The organism is Haemophilus haemolyticus (genome assembly GCF_003351405.1).
Taxonomy (GTDB): Bacteria; Pseudomonadota; Gammaproteobacteria; order Enterobacterales; family Pasteurellaceae; genus Haemophilus; species Haemophilus haemolyticus_N.
In genome coordinates this window covers 1,234,065-1,250,192 of sequence record NZ_CP031240.1, presented here as the reverse complement: position 1 = coordinate 1,250,192, position 16,128 = coordinate 1,234,065, and the positions used below count along the sequence as shown (strand labels likewise).

The 16,128-nt window shown below is 38.3% G+C and carries 14 protein-coding genes and 1 pseudogene; 4 read left to right on the top strand and 11 right to left on the bottom strand.

Annotation, left to right across the window (positions count from 1 at the left end):
• Window positions 1-56: 56 nt before the first annotated feature.
• The 7 genes from DV427_RS06290 to DV427_RS06260 all read right to left on the bottom strand — a co-directional run bounded on the left by DV427_RS06290 (window position 57) and on the right by DV427_RS06260 (window position 7,858).
• A complete protein-coding gene (locus DV427_RS06290) occupies window positions 57-1,238 on the bottom strand; it encodes a D-alanyl-D-alanine carboxypeptidase family protein (RefSeq protein ID WP_114891685.1) in 1,182 nt (393 codons plus the stop codon).
• 15 nt (window positions 1,239-1,253) lie between these two features.
• The gene (locus DV427_RS06285) at window positions 1,254-2,114 is read right to left on the bottom strand and encodes a septal ring lytic transglycosylase RlpA family protein (protein ID WP_114891684.1); all 861 of its coding nucleotides are present in this window, start codon (window positions 2,112-2,114) and stop codon (window positions 1,254-1,256) included.
• Window positions 2,115-2,166: 52 nt separating this feature from the next.
• On the bottom strand, window positions 2,167-3,282 hold the full coding sequence (rodA, locus tag DV427_RS06280; RefSeq protein WP_114891683.1) for a rod shape-determining protein RodA: 1,116 nt from the start codon (window positions 3,280-3,282) through the stop codon (window positions 2,167-2,169).
• Entirely contained in the window at window positions 3,272-5,227 is a 1,956-nt protein-coding gene (gene mrdA, locus DV427_RS06275) for a penicillin-binding protein 2 (protein ID WP_114891682.1), read from the bottom strand. The genes rodA and mrdA overlap by 11 nt, the downstream gene beginning before the upstream one ends.
• Window positions 5,228-5,247: 20 nt before the next feature.
• Complete coding sequence (rlmH, locus tag DV427_RS06270) at window positions 5,248-5,715, bottom strand: 23S rRNA (pseudouridine(1915)-N(3))-methyltransferase RlmH (protein WP_005649848.1); 468 nt, start codon at window positions 5,713-5,715, stop codon at window positions 5,248-5,250.
• A 53-nt stretch (window positions 5,716-5,768) separates the two neighbouring features.
• Window positions 5,769-6,077 (bottom strand): ribosome silencing factor, encoded by a 309-nt coding sequence (rsfS, locus tag DV427_RS06265; RefSeq protein WP_005635481.1) that lies wholly within the window; start codon window positions 6,075-6,077, stop codon window positions 5,769-5,771.
• A gap of 125 nt (window positions 6,078-6,202) precedes the next feature.
• Window positions 6,203-7,858: a putative transporter gene (locus DV427_RS06260; protein ID WP_114891681.1), complete on the bottom strand. Its 1,656-nt coding sequence runs from the start codon at window positions 7,856-7,858 to the stop codon at window positions 6,203-6,205.
• A gap of 205 nt (window positions 7,859-8,063) precedes the next feature.
• Here DV427_RS06260 and DV427_RS06255 point away from each other — a divergent pair, with 205 nt between their 5' ends.
• The 4 genes and pseudogenes from DV427_RS06255 to mreD all read left to right on the top strand — a co-directional run bounded on the left by DV427_RS06255 (window position 8,064) and on the right by mreD (window position 12,654).
• Window positions 8,064-9,842: an ABC transporter ATP-binding protein/permease gene (locus tag DV427_RS06255; RefSeq protein WP_114891680.1), complete on the top strand. Its 1,779-nt coding sequence runs from the start codon at window positions 8,064-8,066 to the stop codon at window positions 9,840-9,842.
• Between the two features lie 133 nt (window positions 9,843-9,975).
• Window positions 9,976-11,031, top strand: a complete 1,056-nt coding sequence (locus DV427_RS06250) for a rod shape-determining protein (protein WP_005635474.1) — start codon at window positions 9,976-9,978, stop codon at window positions 11,029-11,031.
• 80 nt (window positions 11,032-11,111) lie between these two features.
• Window positions 11,112-12,166 (top strand): annotated as a pseudogene (gene mreC, locus DV427_RS06245) (rod shape-determining protein MreC).
• Window positions 12,166-12,654, top strand: a complete 489-nt coding sequence (gene mreD / locus DV427_RS06240; protein WP_114891679.1) for a rod shape-determining protein MreD — start codon at window positions 12,166-12,168, stop codon at window positions 12,652-12,654. Before mreC ends, mreD begins: the two are co-directional and overlap by 1 nt.
• Window positions 12,655-12,706: 52 nt before the next feature.
• Here mreD and DV427_RS06235 read toward each other — a convergent pair whose 3' ends face one another.
• The 4 genes from DV427_RS06235 to DV427_RS06220 are packed head-to-tail and all read right to left on the bottom strand — an operon-like array spanning window position 12,707 to window position 16,082.
• A complete protein-coding gene (locus DV427_RS06235; protein WP_114891678.1) occupies window positions 12,707-13,483 on the bottom strand; it encodes a TIGR01619 family protein in 777 nt (258 codons plus the stop codon).
• 9 nt (window positions 13,484-13,492) lie between these two features.
• Complete coding sequence (xthA, locus tag DV427_RS06230; protein WP_114891677.1) at window positions 13,493-14,296, bottom strand: exodeoxyribonuclease III; 804 nt, start codon at window positions 14,294-14,296, stop codon at window positions 13,493-13,495.
• Between the two features lie 47 nt (window positions 14,297-14,343).
• A complete protein-coding gene (locus DV427_RS06225; protein WP_114891676.1) occupies window positions 14,344-15,018 on the bottom strand; it encodes a TIGR01621 family pseudouridine synthase in 675 nt (224 codons plus the stop codon).
• Window positions 15,018-16,082, bottom strand: coding sequence for a YcjF family protein (locus tag DV427_RS06220; RefSeq protein ID WP_114891675.1), 1,065 nt, complete (start codon window positions 16,080-16,082; stop codon window positions 15,018-15,020). Before DV427_RS06220 ends, DV427_RS06225 begins: the two co-directional genes overlap by 1 nt.
• Window positions 16,083-16,128: the final 46 nt, after the last annotated feature.

Genomic DNA, 16,128 nt, shown 5'->3' with positions numbered 1-16,128 from the left:
ACATTACGAATGCCTCAGTTAAAAATGAAAAAAGTGCGGTAAGTTTCTGGCATATTTTATGCAAATAAGCCTTTCACAGTGAGCACGAACCAATCCCAAGCTTTTCCGAAAATACCCGCTTCACCCACTTCATCCATCACTTGTAAGTTTACCGCTGCAATATCTTTACCTTCTAATTGATAAATGACTTTACCTACGACTTGGCCTTTTGCTAAAGGCGCTTGTAAGTTTTTACTTTCTAACTCATAGCGAGCTTTCAGATCATTCTGTTTGCCTTTTGGAACTGTGATAAAGCTATCTTGTAACGTGCCTAATTTCACACTACCTTTATTCCCATAATAAACAGTTTGTTCTGAAATTTCTTTGCCAGCCTCTAAAGTTTTAAAGGTTTCGAAATTAGCAAACCCCCATTGTAAAAGTTTTTTACTTTCTACTTCACGACCTTTGTAAGTTGGAACGCCCATTACTACAGAAATTAAACGCATATTGTTTGGTGTAGTCGCTGAAGCAACTAAGTTATATCCTGCTTGGCTAGTATGGCCGGTTTTCATTCCATCAACATTAATGGTTTTATCCCATAATAGTCCATTACGGTTAGGTTGTTTGATTTTATTAAATGTAAAATCTTTTTCGGAGTAAATTTTATATTCTTCAGGTAAATCACGAATAATATGTGCACCAATAAGCGCCATATCACGAGCAGAAGAATATTGATTAGGATCGTCTAAACCATGTGGCGTGGTGAAATTTGTATTTTTCAAACCAAATTGTTGAACATATTTGTTCATTGTTTCTACAAAGTTCGGTACATTGCCAGAAATGTGTTCAGCTAATGCCACTGTCGCATCATTACCAGAAACAACAATCACACCACGATTCAAATCTGCTACAGATACTTGTGTATTTAAATCTAAAAACATTTTTGATGAGTCTGGGAAATTACGTCCCCACGCACTCTCACCAATGGTTACCATATCGGTATTATGAATTTTTCCTTGTTTTAAAGCGCTCCCTACCACATAACTTGTCATCATTTTAGTTAAAGATGCAGGATATTGACGCTCATCAGGATTAAGTGCGGCCAAAATTGCGCCTGAATTGTAATCCATCAATACATAAGTTTGAGCAGTAATTTGTGGTGGAGTTACGCTAAACTGCATATCTTCGGCAGCTACCGAAAAAGCACTAAGTGCTACAAAACTTGATAAAAGTGCGATTTTTGTTGTTCTTTTCAACATAGTGTGTTCCTACAATTAATTTTTATATGTGTAAACAATTAGTGGCTTGTTTACTGCCATTTTTTGTAATTTATTTCTCACTTGTGACATTTGTGTTTCGTTATCAAAAGGTCCAATGTGAATTTCGTATTTATTGCCTGAGCAATTTACTTCAGCTTGAATATTATCTAATGCGAGTTGCGTAATTAACTTATCAGCTTGACTACGAGAAGTAACCTCAAGCATTTTCAAACGATAAACTTCATTTCCTTTTTTTTCATTTACCATCTTAAACGATTTATTAGAAGATTCATTAGATTTTACTAAACGATCAGCTGCCTCTTGAGTTTTTGCATGCTTAGCCAGCGTTCTTGTCGCTGCACCCGATAAACTCCCATTTTTAGCAACATGCAACGCCTCAATTCTAACATGTCCCATACCGCGAGAAATTAATCCAATTTCTTTCGCCGCTGCATGAGAGAGGTCAATTAAACGTTTATCACTAAAAGGCCCACGATCATTAATACGTACGATAACTTTACGGTTATTATGTAAATTAGTCACCAAAGCATAAGAATTTATTGGCAATGTTTTATGTGCTGCAGTAAATTGCGTTGAATTATAAACATCACCACTTGCGGTTCTACGCCCATTAAATTTGAGATGATAGTAACTTGCCATCCCTTCTTTCGTATAGGATTTAGCATCATCTTCAGTTTTTGTCGTATAAGTTTGCCCTTTCACGGAATAAGTACTAGGAGAAGGTACTTTGGTTATAATCGAAAGTTTATCCCCTTGGATACCATACATTTTGTGAGTGTCCGCATAGGCTGAAAAGCTAGTAATTATAGCAAACAAAGCAAGTGCGGTCAGATTTAATAATGTTTTTAATTTCATAAGCGTTGACTATTTTCATTTATTTACCCTTTTAAGAAAAGAAAAAATGAAATTAGTTCCCTTTCATAAATTTTACTTGATGTGTATGAACTGACATCACCAAGCCAAAAGCAGCCATAATAGCAACGTAAGAAGTTCCACCATAGCTGAATAAAGGTAATGGCACACCCACTACAGGTAAAATACCACTTACCATGCCTATGTTAACAAACACATAAACAAAGAAAATTAACGTCGTTGCACCAGCAAGAATTCGCCCAAAAGACGTTTGAGCGTTCACGGCAATTATCAAACCACGTACAATAATAAACATGTAAATGGAGATCAAAATAAGAAAACCAACCATTCCATGTTCTTCACTCATTACAGCAAAAATAAAATCTGTATGAGGTTCAGGTAAGAATTCAAGCTGGGATTGCGTACCCTGCATCCAGCCTTTTCCCCAAAGACCACCAGAACCAATCGCAATCTTTGATTGTAAAATATGATAGCCGGCACCGAGAGGATCTTTTTCTGGGTCCAATAATGTGAGAACGCGAGTACGTTGATAATCGTGCATTAGATATAGCCACATGAGCGGAATAAATCCAGCTAAGCCAATCACGGCAGCTAAAATCAACCACCAACTCATCCCCGCTAAAAATACGACAAATAAACCTGATGCACTTACCAAAATTGATGTGCCTAAATCTGGTTGTATAGCCACAAGTAAAGTCGGAATCATAATCATTGCAATCGCAATAAATGTTTCACTTAATTTAGGTGGAAGTGGGCGATTACCTAAATACACTGCGACCATCAATGGCACTGCAAGCTTTACAATTTCAGATGGCTGAAAACGAATAAATCCAAGATCAAGCCAACGCTGTGCACCTTTACTGGTTGTTCCAATAGCATCCACTAAAATCAACATGATAAAGCCTATTAGATAGAGATAAGGCGCAATGCGTTGATAGAATTTAGGTGGAAATTGCGCCATGACGAGCATAACAGTAAATCCAAGAAAAACCTGAATAATCCGGTTGTTAAACATAGTTTCACTGGCACCAGTGGCACTATAAAGCACAAGCATGCCATAGGCTGTTATTGCAACTAAGCCAATAAAAAGCCAAAAATCAATATGCAAACGTTGCCATGCGCGCAACCAGAAAGGGATTTTATCTTCCATTTATTTGCTCGCTCTCTTGTGGTAAATCTTCTTTTTGCTGAATAGGTGCATTATATTTTTCAACTTGTGGTAAACGCTGATTTAAATAGTAATCCATCACTTTACGCGCTAACGGTGCGGCATTACTTGAACCACCACCCGCATTCTCTAAAATAACTGTCACAACCAATCTAGGATTTTCATAGGGCGCATATGCGGTAAACCATGCGTGATCATGTAGTTCTTTTTTCAATCCCGCTGCATTGTATTTTTCATTTTCTTTTAAACTAAACACTTGAGCAGTACCAGATTTTCCTGCCACACGATAATTTGCTCCAGAAAAAGCCTTTCTCCCCGTTCCTAAAGCTGAATTGACAACATTATACATTCCACGTTTTGCAGCATCCCAATAGCTTTGTTTCGCCTCTGTAATATCAGGATAAAGCAAAGGATCTTCATAAGGTTTTAGAGTAGATACTTCGATTGCTTTCATTAAATGTGGGGTATTCACCTTTCCATTGTTCACCAATACAGCCGTTGCTTTTGCCACTTGTAACGGGGTTGCAGTCCAATACCCTTGGCCAATTCCCACAGAAATAGTATCACCTTGTACCCAAGGACGTTTATAACGTTTTTGTTTCCATTCGCGCGTTGGCATATTGGCTGCCGTTTCCTCTTGAATTTCAATCCCAGTTGGCATACCAAAGCCAAAACGTTTCATCCAATCAGAAAGACGATCAATTCCCATACTATGAGCGACTTGGTAAAAATAAGTATCGGATGATTCTGTAATTGCTTTATTTAAATCTGTATAACCATGACCGCTCTTTTTCCAATCTCGGAATCGCTTAGTCGTATTTGGCAATACCCAATAGCCCGGGTCAAAAATCGTCGTATTTTGGGTAATCACATTTTCAGTTTGTGCGGCTACTGCAATAAAAGGTTTCACCGTAGAAGCTGGAGGATACACACCTTGGGTCGCACGACTATAAAGCGGACGAGCGGGATCATTTAATAAGCGCTTATAATCTTCTGACGAAATACCATCAACAAACAAATTATTGTCATAACTTGGCGTAGACACCATAGCTAGCACACCACTATCTTTCGGATCTAATACAACAATTGCGCCTTTTTGTCCTGCCAAAAGATCTGTGATATAACGCTGCAACTCTAAATCAATAGTAAGATAAATACTTTTTCCTGCTACTGAAGGTTGTTCACGTAACTTACGAATAACTTTACCGCGGTTGTTAATTTCTACTTCTTCAAAACCTGTGGTGCCATGTAACTCATCTTCGTAATAACGTTCAATCCCCAATTTGCCCATATCATTGGTACCAGAATAATTGGCAAATTTTTCATCTTTTTTCAAACGTTCAACATCTTTATCATTGATTTTTCCCACATAACCTAAAATATGCGTCATAATCTCGCCATATAAGTAATAGCGTTTGAAATAAGGACGTACATCTAAACTAGGATACTGATAGCCACTCACTGCAAAACGTGCGATTTGTTCTTCTGTTAAATTCGGTTTCAATAAAATAGGCGTGTAACGCGTTCCTCGGCGACGTTCCTTTTTAAAATTTTCAATATCATTATCCGTCAATCCCACAATGTAGCGTAATTCACCTAAAGTGCGGTCTAAATTTTCAGTTTTTTCTGGCACAATGTATAAACCAAAAAAAGTAAGATTTTCGGCTAATAATTTACCGTAACGATCATAGATTAAGCCACGCGTTGGGGGTAAAGGTAATAATTTAATTCGGTTACCATTAGAACGCGTTTGGTAAGTATCGAAATTAACAATCTGTAGCTGATAAATATTGGTGAATAACACGCCTGTTAGTAGCAAAATCCCCAAAAAAGCCACTAAAGTTCGGCGTGCAAAAAGGTTACGCTCCGCTTTTTTATCGCGGAACGGCTCATGAGTTGGCGTATTGAAGAATCTTTTTAAATTCATCTGACTAAAATGAGGATTTACTATTCTCGGTGATAAGGATGATTAGTCGTGAGCGACCACGCACGATACAAACTTTCAGCAACCACAACACGAACAAGCGGGTGAGGTAATGTCAATGGTGAAAGCGACCAGCTTTGCTCTGCGGCTGCTTTACATTCTGGCGAAAGCCCCTCTGGCCCACCGATCAACAAACATACATCACGGCCATCGTTTTTCCAGGCTTCTAGTTGCTCGGCTAACTGTGGTGTGGTCCAAGGTTTACCTGGAATATCTAACGTCACGACTTTGCCTTTTCCACAGGCGGCTAACATCGCCTTACCTTCTTGCTCTAAAATACGTTTAATATCAGCATTTTTTCCACGCTTACCTGCTGGGATTTCAATCAGTTCAAAAGGCATATCTTTTGGGAAACGGCGTTGATATTCCTCAAAACCCGTTGTAACCCAAGAAGGCATTTTTGTTCCAACAGCAATTAACGTGATTTTCACAAGTCATCCTTATCTAAAAAGTGCGGTTATTTTTCACCGCACTTTACTAAAATTTACGCCCAAAGTTTCTCTAATTGATACATTTCACGCGCGTCACGTTGCATGATATGTACGATTGCTTGACCAAGGTCCACCACAATCCAATCTGCAGTATTTTTACCTTCTTCACCAAAAGTTTCAAAACCTGCTTTTTTACATTCTGTAATTAAATTATCTGCCATTGCAGAAACTTGGCGGCTCGATGTACCCGTGCAAATAATCATATTATCCGTAATCGAGGATTTTCCACGTACATCAAAATGTACAATATCTGTTCCCTTTAACCCATCTAAGGTTTCCATCAAAAATTCAACTAATGCCATTTTGTTCTCGCTTCGCAATAAAAGTGCGAGATTCTATCATTGAATACCCTCTCACGCAAAATCCACGCAAAAAATAAGCGCGAAATTAACCGCGCTTTTGTTTGTATAAATTGAACTTGTTTTAGCTATGCCGCCCACAATAACACTGCTAATAATTGTGGAGACATTATCCGCAAGAACATCACCAATGGATACACAGTGGCATAAGAAAGTGCTGCCGCACCGTTATCTTCTTTAATTTCATTAGCAAATGCTAAAGCTGGAGGATCTGTCATGGAACCGGCAAGTAAACCACAGATTGTAAGGTAATTCAGTTTGCCATATAGACGAGCTAAAATACCGGTAATCATTAATGGAATAAAGGTGACAAAAATACCGTATCCCATCCATTCAAGGCCTGAGCCATTCAATAAGGTGTCAAAGAAACTTCCGCCTGATTTTAAACCTACCACAGCCAAGAAAAGAACAATCCCTATTTCGCGCAATGCCAAGTTAGCACTAGGTGGCATAAACCAGTAAAGTTTACCAATCGTGCCAATTCTCGCTAAAATCAACGCAACCACCAATGGCCCACCAGCAAGCCCTAATTTTAACGCGACTGGGAAACCTGGAATATAGAATGGGATCGAACCAACGAGTACCCCTAAACCAATACCGATGAACACAGGCAACATTTGCACTTGAAGTAATTTTTGTTGTGCATTGCCAATTACGGAAATCGCTTTGTTTAGCACATCGGTATGCCCCACCATATGAAGTACATCACCAAATTGCAAAGTTGTATTCGCAGTTGGCACTAATTCAATACCGGCACGATTCAAGCGAGAAATCACCACACCATATTTTTGATGAATACCCAACGTGCGGATCTTTTTACCTAAGACTTTTTCATTAGTAACCACTACACGTTCGGCACGAATCTCTCCACCATAAGAGGATGTTGGTGCATCTACCTCATGACCAATAATCAAGCGCATTTTGGATAGAGCGGCATCATCGCCGACTAATTGCAAAATATCATTGGTACGAATTTCTGTGCTAGCCTTTGGAACAATTTCCATGTCCTCGCGTTTTAGGCGAGAGCAAACCACTTCCTCATCACTAAACCCAGGCACTTCAATCAGCGTTAAACCATCTAAATTTTGGTTGGTCACTTTCACAGAAATGCTATGTAAACTTTCTTTTTCTTGACCGCTCTCTGCATTAAAACGAGCGGCTTCATCGTCTACTTTGACTTTAAAAAATAAGCGGATTAACCACATTGCAAGCAAAATACCACAAATTCCGAATGGATAAGCCATCGCATAAGACATCCCCATTGTCACTGTAGTTTGTTGCACGCCAAGTTCAGTCAAAATTTGCTGACCAGCACCAAGGGCTGGCGTGTTAGTTACCGCCCCTGCGTAAATACCAAGAGCGATATCTAACGGGACATCCGCAACCTTATGCACGATCACTGCAGCAACAGAACCTAGTACAACGATTAAAATGGCAAAAGCATTGAGTTTTAAACCTGATTTTCTTAAAGATGCAAAAAAGCCAGGCCCAACTTGAATCCCAATCGTATAGACGAACAGAATCAAGCCAAATTCCTGCACAAAATGCAACGTACGTGCATCTAGTTGCAAACCATATTGATTGGTGAAATGAGCCACAATGATGCCGCCAAACAGCACGCCACCGATGCCAAGCCCAACCCCACGAATCTTCCAATGCCCGATCCATAAACCGATTACGGCAACGAGGGCAAGAAGACTAATCGTGATTGCAATATCACTCATATTGACCCCTTAAAAATGAAATTTAACTCCTTTGGATTATATCCAAGTTGTTTTTTGAAAACCTTAACCAAACTCAAAAAATGCTACGTTCGTCACATTTTTTCTTGCGAAATTGAGCATAGACTCTACAATACCGAAAATTTTTGACCTTTTTACAAAAAGTGCGGTTATTTTTCACCGCACTTTTATCTCGGATGGAATATTTATGGATTACGGCCAAGAAGCCATTACTTCTCTTATTTGGATTTTACAAACACTAGCCATCACCTCAGTCGTCTTTAGTTTTGGCATTTTTCTTTTGGTGAGTTTTACCCAATGGGGAAAACAATTTTGGATGTTTGCTGGTGGCTATCTTTCACCTAAACGTAGCATAAAACCTATCCTATTCTTTCTGCTTATTGTTGCGATGACATTACTCAGCGTACGTATCAGCCTTGTACATTCTGAGTGGTACAAAAATATGTACACATCATTGCAGGAATTTAATGAACATGTATTTTGGCAACAAATGGGCTTGTTCTGCGTCATTGCCGCAAGTTCTGTTTCAGCAGCATTAGTAAGCTATTATTTAGAGCAACGTTTCGTCATCAACTGGATTGAATGGCTTAACGAACAACTTGTTGATAAATGGATGGCACATCGTGCCTATTACAAAACACAGTATTTATCAGAAAACCTAGATAATCCTGATCAACGTATTCAACAAGATGTCCAATCTTATGTAAAAACCACGCTTTCTTTAAGCACCGGAGTCATTGATGCGGTCACCTCGATGATCTCTTACACGATTTTGTTATGGGGCTTAGCGGGTCCAATGATGGTACTTGGCGTGGAAATTCCACATATGATGGTGTTCTTAGTGTTTGGCTATGTCATTTTCACTACCCTCATTGCATTTTGGCTCGGTCGTCCATTGATATCGTTGAATTTTATTAATGAACGCTTAAACGCAAACTACCGTTATTCTTTAATTCGCATAAAAGAATATGCTGAAAGTATTGCTTTTTACGCAGGTGAAAAGGTAGAAAAAAATCAGCTTTATCAACAATTCAATGCTGTCATCCATAACATGTGGGTAATCGTATTTAGAACGCTAAAATTTTCAGGATTTAACTTAGTTGTAAGTCAAATTTCTGTTGTTTTTCCATTGTTAATTCAAGTTGGGCGTTACTTTGAAAAACAAATAAAACTCGGTGATTTAATGCAAACTTTACAAGTATTTGGAAAATTGCACAGCAATCTTTCATTTTTCCGTAATACTTATGATAGTTTTGCGGGATATAAAGCGACGCTCGATCGTTTAACCGGTTTCAGCTATACCATTGAAATAGTGAATCATGAATCGCAAGCACAAATCCACAATCACCCTACAGATGTTATTTTCAACAACTTAAGTGTTAAAAATCCATTAGGTCACACACTGGTAGAAAATCTCAACATTACACTACCGCAAGGAACGAGTTTACTCATTCAAGGAAAATCTGGTGCAGGGAAAACGACACTTTTACGAACAATCGCAGGACTTTGGAGCTACGCAGAAGGTGAAGTGATTTGCCCAACAAACAGTCAACTTTTCTTATCGCAAAAACCCTATGTACCACAAGGAAATTTGATGTCAGCATTAACTTATCCCAATAAGCCTGACAATATTTCACATACGCAAGCAGTAGAAATATTAAATAAAGTGCAACTAGGACATTTGGCTGAACAGTTAGAAAAAGAACAAGACTGGATGCGTATTCTTTCGCTTGGTGAGCAACAGCGTTTAGCATTTGCTCGTTTGATTCTACACAAACCTGCCGTAGCCTTCTTAGATGAAGCCACAGCGAGCATGGATGAAGGTTTAGAATTTGCGATGTATCAACTATTAAAACAAGAGCTACCAAAAACCACGCTAATCAGTGTTGGCCACCGTTCAACACTGAAAGCTTTACATCAGCAACAACTGACGCTTCAAGAGAAAGGCCGATGGCAACTGATGTAAAAAACACGAAAAACAACTGTAATTTCAACACATTTTTTGATACATTTAGCAAAATTTTTTGCGTGCTTGGCGATAAGATAATTTCACTTTTTCAGCCAAGCAAAACTAACTCTGATTTTTGAATAGGATAATTATGTTATTTAAAAAAATTCGTGGACTTTTTTCAAACGATCTTTCTATCGACTTAGGTACTGCAAACACGTTAATTTATGTGAAAGGTCAAGGTATTGTCTTAGATGAGCCTTCAGTTGTTGCCATTCGACAAGATCGTGTTGGTTCACTAAAAAGCATCGCGGCTGTAGGTAAAGAAGCGAAATTAATGCTTGGACGTACGCCAAAAAGCATCGCTGCCATTCGCCCAATGAAAGATGGTGTCATCGCAGACTTCTTTGTCACAGAAAAAATGTTGCAATACTTTATTAAACAAGTTCACAGCGGTAATTTTATGCGTCCAAGCCCTCGTGTACTTGTCTGTGTGCCTGCTGGCGCAACACAAGTAGAACGTCGTGCAATTAAAGAATCTGCAATCGGGGCTGGTGCGCGTGAAGTATATTTAATTGAAGAACCAATGGCAGCCGCAATCGGCGCTAAATTACCTGTTTCTACTGCTGTTGGTTCTATGGTAATTGATATCGGTGGTGGTACGACTGAAGTCGCTGTTATTTCCTTAAATGGTATCGTATATTCTTCTTCAGTTCGTATCGGTGGTGACCGTTTTGATGAAGCAATTATTTCTTATGTTCGTCGCACTTTTGGTTCTGTTATCGGCGAACCAACAGCAGAACGTATCAAACAGGAAATCGGTACAGCCTATATTCAAGAAGGTGATGAAATTAAAGAAATGGAAGTGCATGGCCACAATCTTGCTGAAGGCGCACCTCGTTCATTCACCTTAACCTCACGTGATGTTTTAGAAGCTATTCAACAGCCATTAAATGGTATCGTAACCGCAGTTCGTACTGCTCTTGAGGAATGTCAACCAGAACACGCAGCTGATATTTTTGAACGAGGTATGGTATTAACTGGTGGGGGTGCACTATTGCGTAATATTGATACGCTTCTCTCTAAAGAGTCTGGCGTTCCAGTAATTATCGCAGAAGATCCATTAACCTGTGTTGCTCGCGGTGGCGGTGAGGCATTAGAAATGATCGATATGCACGGTGGCGACATTTTTAGTGACGAAATTTAATTTAGAACAAAAATAAAAAGTGCGGTTAAAAATGACCGCACTTTTCCTTTTAATCTTTTTATCTCAACGTAGGACGCTTAATGAAGCCTATTTTCGGTAAATCCCCCCGCTTGGCATTCGATTATTATTAGCTGTAGCCGCTTCCCTTTCTTTAATCTTAGCTGATGGTCAAACTAATTCAATGACTAAAGCTCGCAGCGCCATGGAAACTGCAGTGGGTGGGCTCTATTATCTTGCCAATAGCCCTCGTACAGTATTAGATGGGGTATCAGATAATTTAGTAGATACCAGTAAATTACAAATCGAAAATAAAGTATTACGCGAACAATTACGTGAAAAAAATGCAGATTTACTCTTACTAGATCAACTCAAAGTCGAGAATCAGCGTTTACGTTTATTATTAAACTCCCCTTTACGCACCGATGAATACAAAAAGATTGCGGAAATTTTAACTGCAGAAACTGATATTTATCGTCAACAAATTGTTATTAACCAAGGCGAAAAAGACGGTGCGTATGTAGGCCAGCCTGTAATTGATGAAAAAGGCGTCATTGGTCAAATTATTTCTGTGGGCGAGAACACCAGCAGAGTACTACTCTTAACTGATGTCACTCATTCTATTCCAGTACAAGTTCTACGTAACGATGTTCGCGTCATTGCCAGTGGAACTGGGCATACTGATGAGCTAACTCTTGATAATGTACCTCGTTCTGTGGATATCGAAAAAGGCGACTTACTTGTAACGTCTGGTCTTGGTGGTCGTTTCCTTGAAGGCTATCCAGTAGCAGTTGTACAAAGCGTTTCACGCGATGGTTCCAATTACTTTGCAACTGTCAAAGCCAAACCTCTCGCCGCCCTTGAACGCTTACGCTATGTATTGCTGCTTTGGCCAAGCAATTTAGATATGTCTAAAGTAAAATCTATGTCTCCAGAAGAAGTGCGTAATTTAGTGCAAAAACGTTTAGAAAGCCAAGCGAATGAAGCTGATTACAAAGTAAAAAAAGCCCCGTTAACAGACGATAATCTTCAAGAAAATAAGGATAAATCAACGGTTGAACCTGAAATTCCAACCTATGCACCACAAAATGAAGAAGCTGTACCGTCAGAACAACAAGAACATAGGGAAGAAGATTAATGCAAACTCGCTTTATTTTACAATGGCTCACAATTTTAAGCTTCTTTGTCGTGGCATTAGTGCTAGAACTGGCACCCTGGCCGCTTGCTTTTCAAGCATTTAAGCCGGCTTGGTTAATTCTCGTTTTGCTTTACTGGGTTCTGGCTATTCCAAATAAAGTCAGTATTGGATGGGCATTTTTATTAGGACTTGTATGGGATTTAATCCTAGGTTCCACATTGGGTATTCATGCCCTAGTCCTTTCTGTGACAATTTATTTTGTGGTAAAAAACTATCTGGTACTAAGAAATTTATCGCTTTGGTTTCAAAGCCTTTTAGTAATTGCGTTTGTGTTTATTGTCAGATTAGCTATTTTCTTAGTTGAATTCTCCCTGCATACCGCATTTTTTAACTGGCAAGAAATCTTTGGGGCTTTAGCGTCGGGAATACTATGGCCATGGGTATTTTTACTAATGCGTAAAATGCGCCGAAAAGTTAAATTACATTAAAAAAAGAGAGATAAATATCTCTCTTTTTTATGACTTGCGAGTATCTAAAAACCTAATTCAACTGCTTATTAGCATCCATCAAAGAATCACATTCCCAGCCGATATACTCTCCCCCAAATTGTCCAGCCAGTTTTTCAAACCGTTCGACTTGTTCAAAAATTTCACCATTATCTAATGAAATTTCTTGCTCTAATTTCACCAAGAAATAAGGTTCATCATCTTCATTAAACTGAATAGCTTGTGCGGAATATTGTAATGTCGTGAAAGAATAATCCCCCAAACTAAGCTCATCCATAAAAGGGAACATTTTCTCTTCTTCATCAAAATGAAAACTATGCTCCACCAGATACGTATCACTTAAATCACGACCTTTATTTTTCAGTAAATCAAGTAACTCTTCCGTTGCATTTAATTTAATCTCTAATGGAGAAGCAAGCAAAAAGTCAAAATAAGTATCCCAACTTAAATCTTTTTGTACATTAATATCTTTAACAAAATCAATTTGTTGTAAAGTTTCTACAATAAGATTTTCATGCTCACAGTAAAAATGCATTTTAGCTTGGGAATTACAAATAAAATGTCCCGCAAAAAATACATTCGGAAGTGCGGTTAATTGCGCCAGAATTTTAAATACACGATTAATTAACTTATCGTACTCAACTTCTGAAGGCAAACCGGTTTCATCATCTGCTTTATAAGCGATAGTGAATTGCACTATTTTATCGAGATCTTTACCGTGATATTTTTCAACATCTTCAATATTTGCGGTAAACACGGCAGGCATACCATTCACGGTAGAACGATAATTCTGCCAATTAGCCATATCCATTTCGCTTTCCTATTTAAATTCAGCCCAAATAGGTGCGTGATCAGAAGGTTTTTCCATTGCTCGAATATCCAATGCAATGCCCACATCGACACAGCGCTCAGCCAATTTTTGATTAACTAAAATATGATCAATTCGTAAACCTCGATTATCATCAAAACCTTTAGAACGGTAATCAAACCACGAAAATTTATCATTTGCTGTTGGGTTCAGCTTACGGAAACTATCTTCTAATCCATAATCATACAAACGTTGATACCACGCTCTTTCTTCGGGTAAGAAAGAACATTTACCCGTGCGTAACCAACGTTTACGATTTTCATCTCCGATACCAATATCTAAATCACTTGGGCTAATATTCATATCGCCCATAATTAAAATAGGATTCGATTTGTCGTGTTCTTTTTCTAAATACTGTTGAAGATCTACATAAAATTTCTCTTTAGCTGGAAATTTAGTCTCGTGCGCACGGCTTTCTCCTTGAGGAAAATAGCCATTAATTACAGTCAGTAAACCAAATTCAGTTTCAAGATCAGCCATAATAATGCGTTTTTGCGCATCTTCATTGTCTGTTGGAAAACCACGACGAACCGCTTTAGGTTCTTGTTTAGTCAATAATGCTACGCCATAGTGGCCTTTCTGTCCGTGATGAAATACGTTATAACCTAAGTTTTCTGTAATTTCATAAGGAAAAGCCTCATCAGCGACTTTAATTTCTTGCAAGCCGATTACATCTGGCTGATATCTTTCAATAATGGCTTCAAGTTGATGTGGGCGAGCACGTAAACCATTTATATTAAAAGAGATAAATTTCATTTTTGTTCCTATTAAAGAGTAAAATTGTCTTTATTATACAGAGATTTCTATTTTGATAAAAACGGCTTTGCCAGATAAGCCTTAATTTGCTCAAACACACTGGATTTAATCCAAAATTGACCTTGAGAGGGTAAACAAGTTACCGAAATAAAATCATTCAAATAATCAAATTCCAATTGGGCAGCATGCAAATAAGTGCGGTCAATTTTTTCAATGTTTTTACCATAAAGTCCATCGCCCAAAATCGGGCTACCTAAACTTTTCATCGCAACACGTAATTGATGCGTTTTCCCCGTTTGTGGTTTTAAAATAAATAAACGTAAATTAGGCTCACAGCTTACGCTTTCAAAACGCGTAATTGCTGGATTTTCTTTTGTTTGACAAAGTTTCCATGCGCCATCTCGGGCTTTCTTCATATCCCCGATAATCAAACCTTGTTTCTTTTTAGGTTTTTGGTTACTTAATGCCAAATACGTTTTATGAATTTTATGTTCAGAAAAAAGTCGTGAAAATTCAGCCGAACTTTCAGCATTCAGCGCCAAAATTAATAGCCCCGACGTCACTTTATCCAAGCGATGAACGAGCCATACTTGAGGCATATTGAGTTGTTTTGCAACAAGTTCTGTTAAACCTTGTTCTTCTTGATCTTTATGAACGCTAATACCTTCAGGCTTATTGATAATAATAAAATCGCTATGTTGATAAACAACCTCGATTTTCATCAGACTTGCTCCTTTTTGTAAATTTTATTTTTACCGAGAACAATATCTTTCACCGAGCTAAGTAATTCCTGTTGAATATGTGAGAGCTTTGGTTTTTCATTTAATTGAAATGCTAACGGGCGACAAAGCTCCATTGCTTTCACGCCTAATCTAGCAGTGAGCAATCCCACGCCGATTCCTTGAGCTATACGCGCAGAAAGTTTTGCAGTCATATCTTGAGAAAGCCAATCCATTCCAATATCTTGTGCCACTTCGGTTGCTCCAGCAAAAGCAATATTGACCAATACCATTCTTAACAATCGAATACGTGAAAAATACCCTAATTCAATTCCATAAATCTCAGCAATCTTATTCATTAATCGAAGATTTCTCCACGCAATAAAAAACATATCCACCACAGCAAGCGGACTAATCGCGACAATTACTGCTGATTCAGCGGCCATTTTACTAATCAATTTTTTAGCTTGTATATCAAAAGAAGACAAAACATTACGACTGAATAAATGCGTAATTTCTTGCGCTGAATAAGCTTCATTTAATTGGTGTTGCCATTGAATTACCACTGGAGAATCATTTTCCAAACGTAGAGATTTTGCAATATCTAAGCAAAGAACTTTACTTTTTTCTGCGTTATGAACAGAAAAAACATCACCATTTTTTACCGCACTTTCCAACCAGATCTGCTGACTTTGTTGTTGCAATTGCTCACGTTTTTTTAAACGAACTAAACGTCGCCACTCACCAATAATCTCTTTAATCCCCAATAAAATGACAATTAAACTGACTAAAGCAAAAGCAAGATAAATCCATTGATGTTGTTGATAGCTATCCCAAATCCACTGCACGGATTGCGCAACCGTCGCCGAGCCAAATAAAAATGCGGTAAATTTTAATAAAGTTTTTCCAAAACCTGATTTTGGTTTCAATGCCTGTTCAAGTTGAGCATCAAGTAATTCCCCTTCCAAGGGTTCATCTAGTTTTGTTTCTACATGATGAAACTCTTGCTTAGGCTGATATTGTTCTTCCTCAACGTTGACTGCATGTTCAAAAATTTGTTTTTCCATTGCCTATTCCCAAAAAATAACCCCACTGAAAAGTGGGGTCACAACG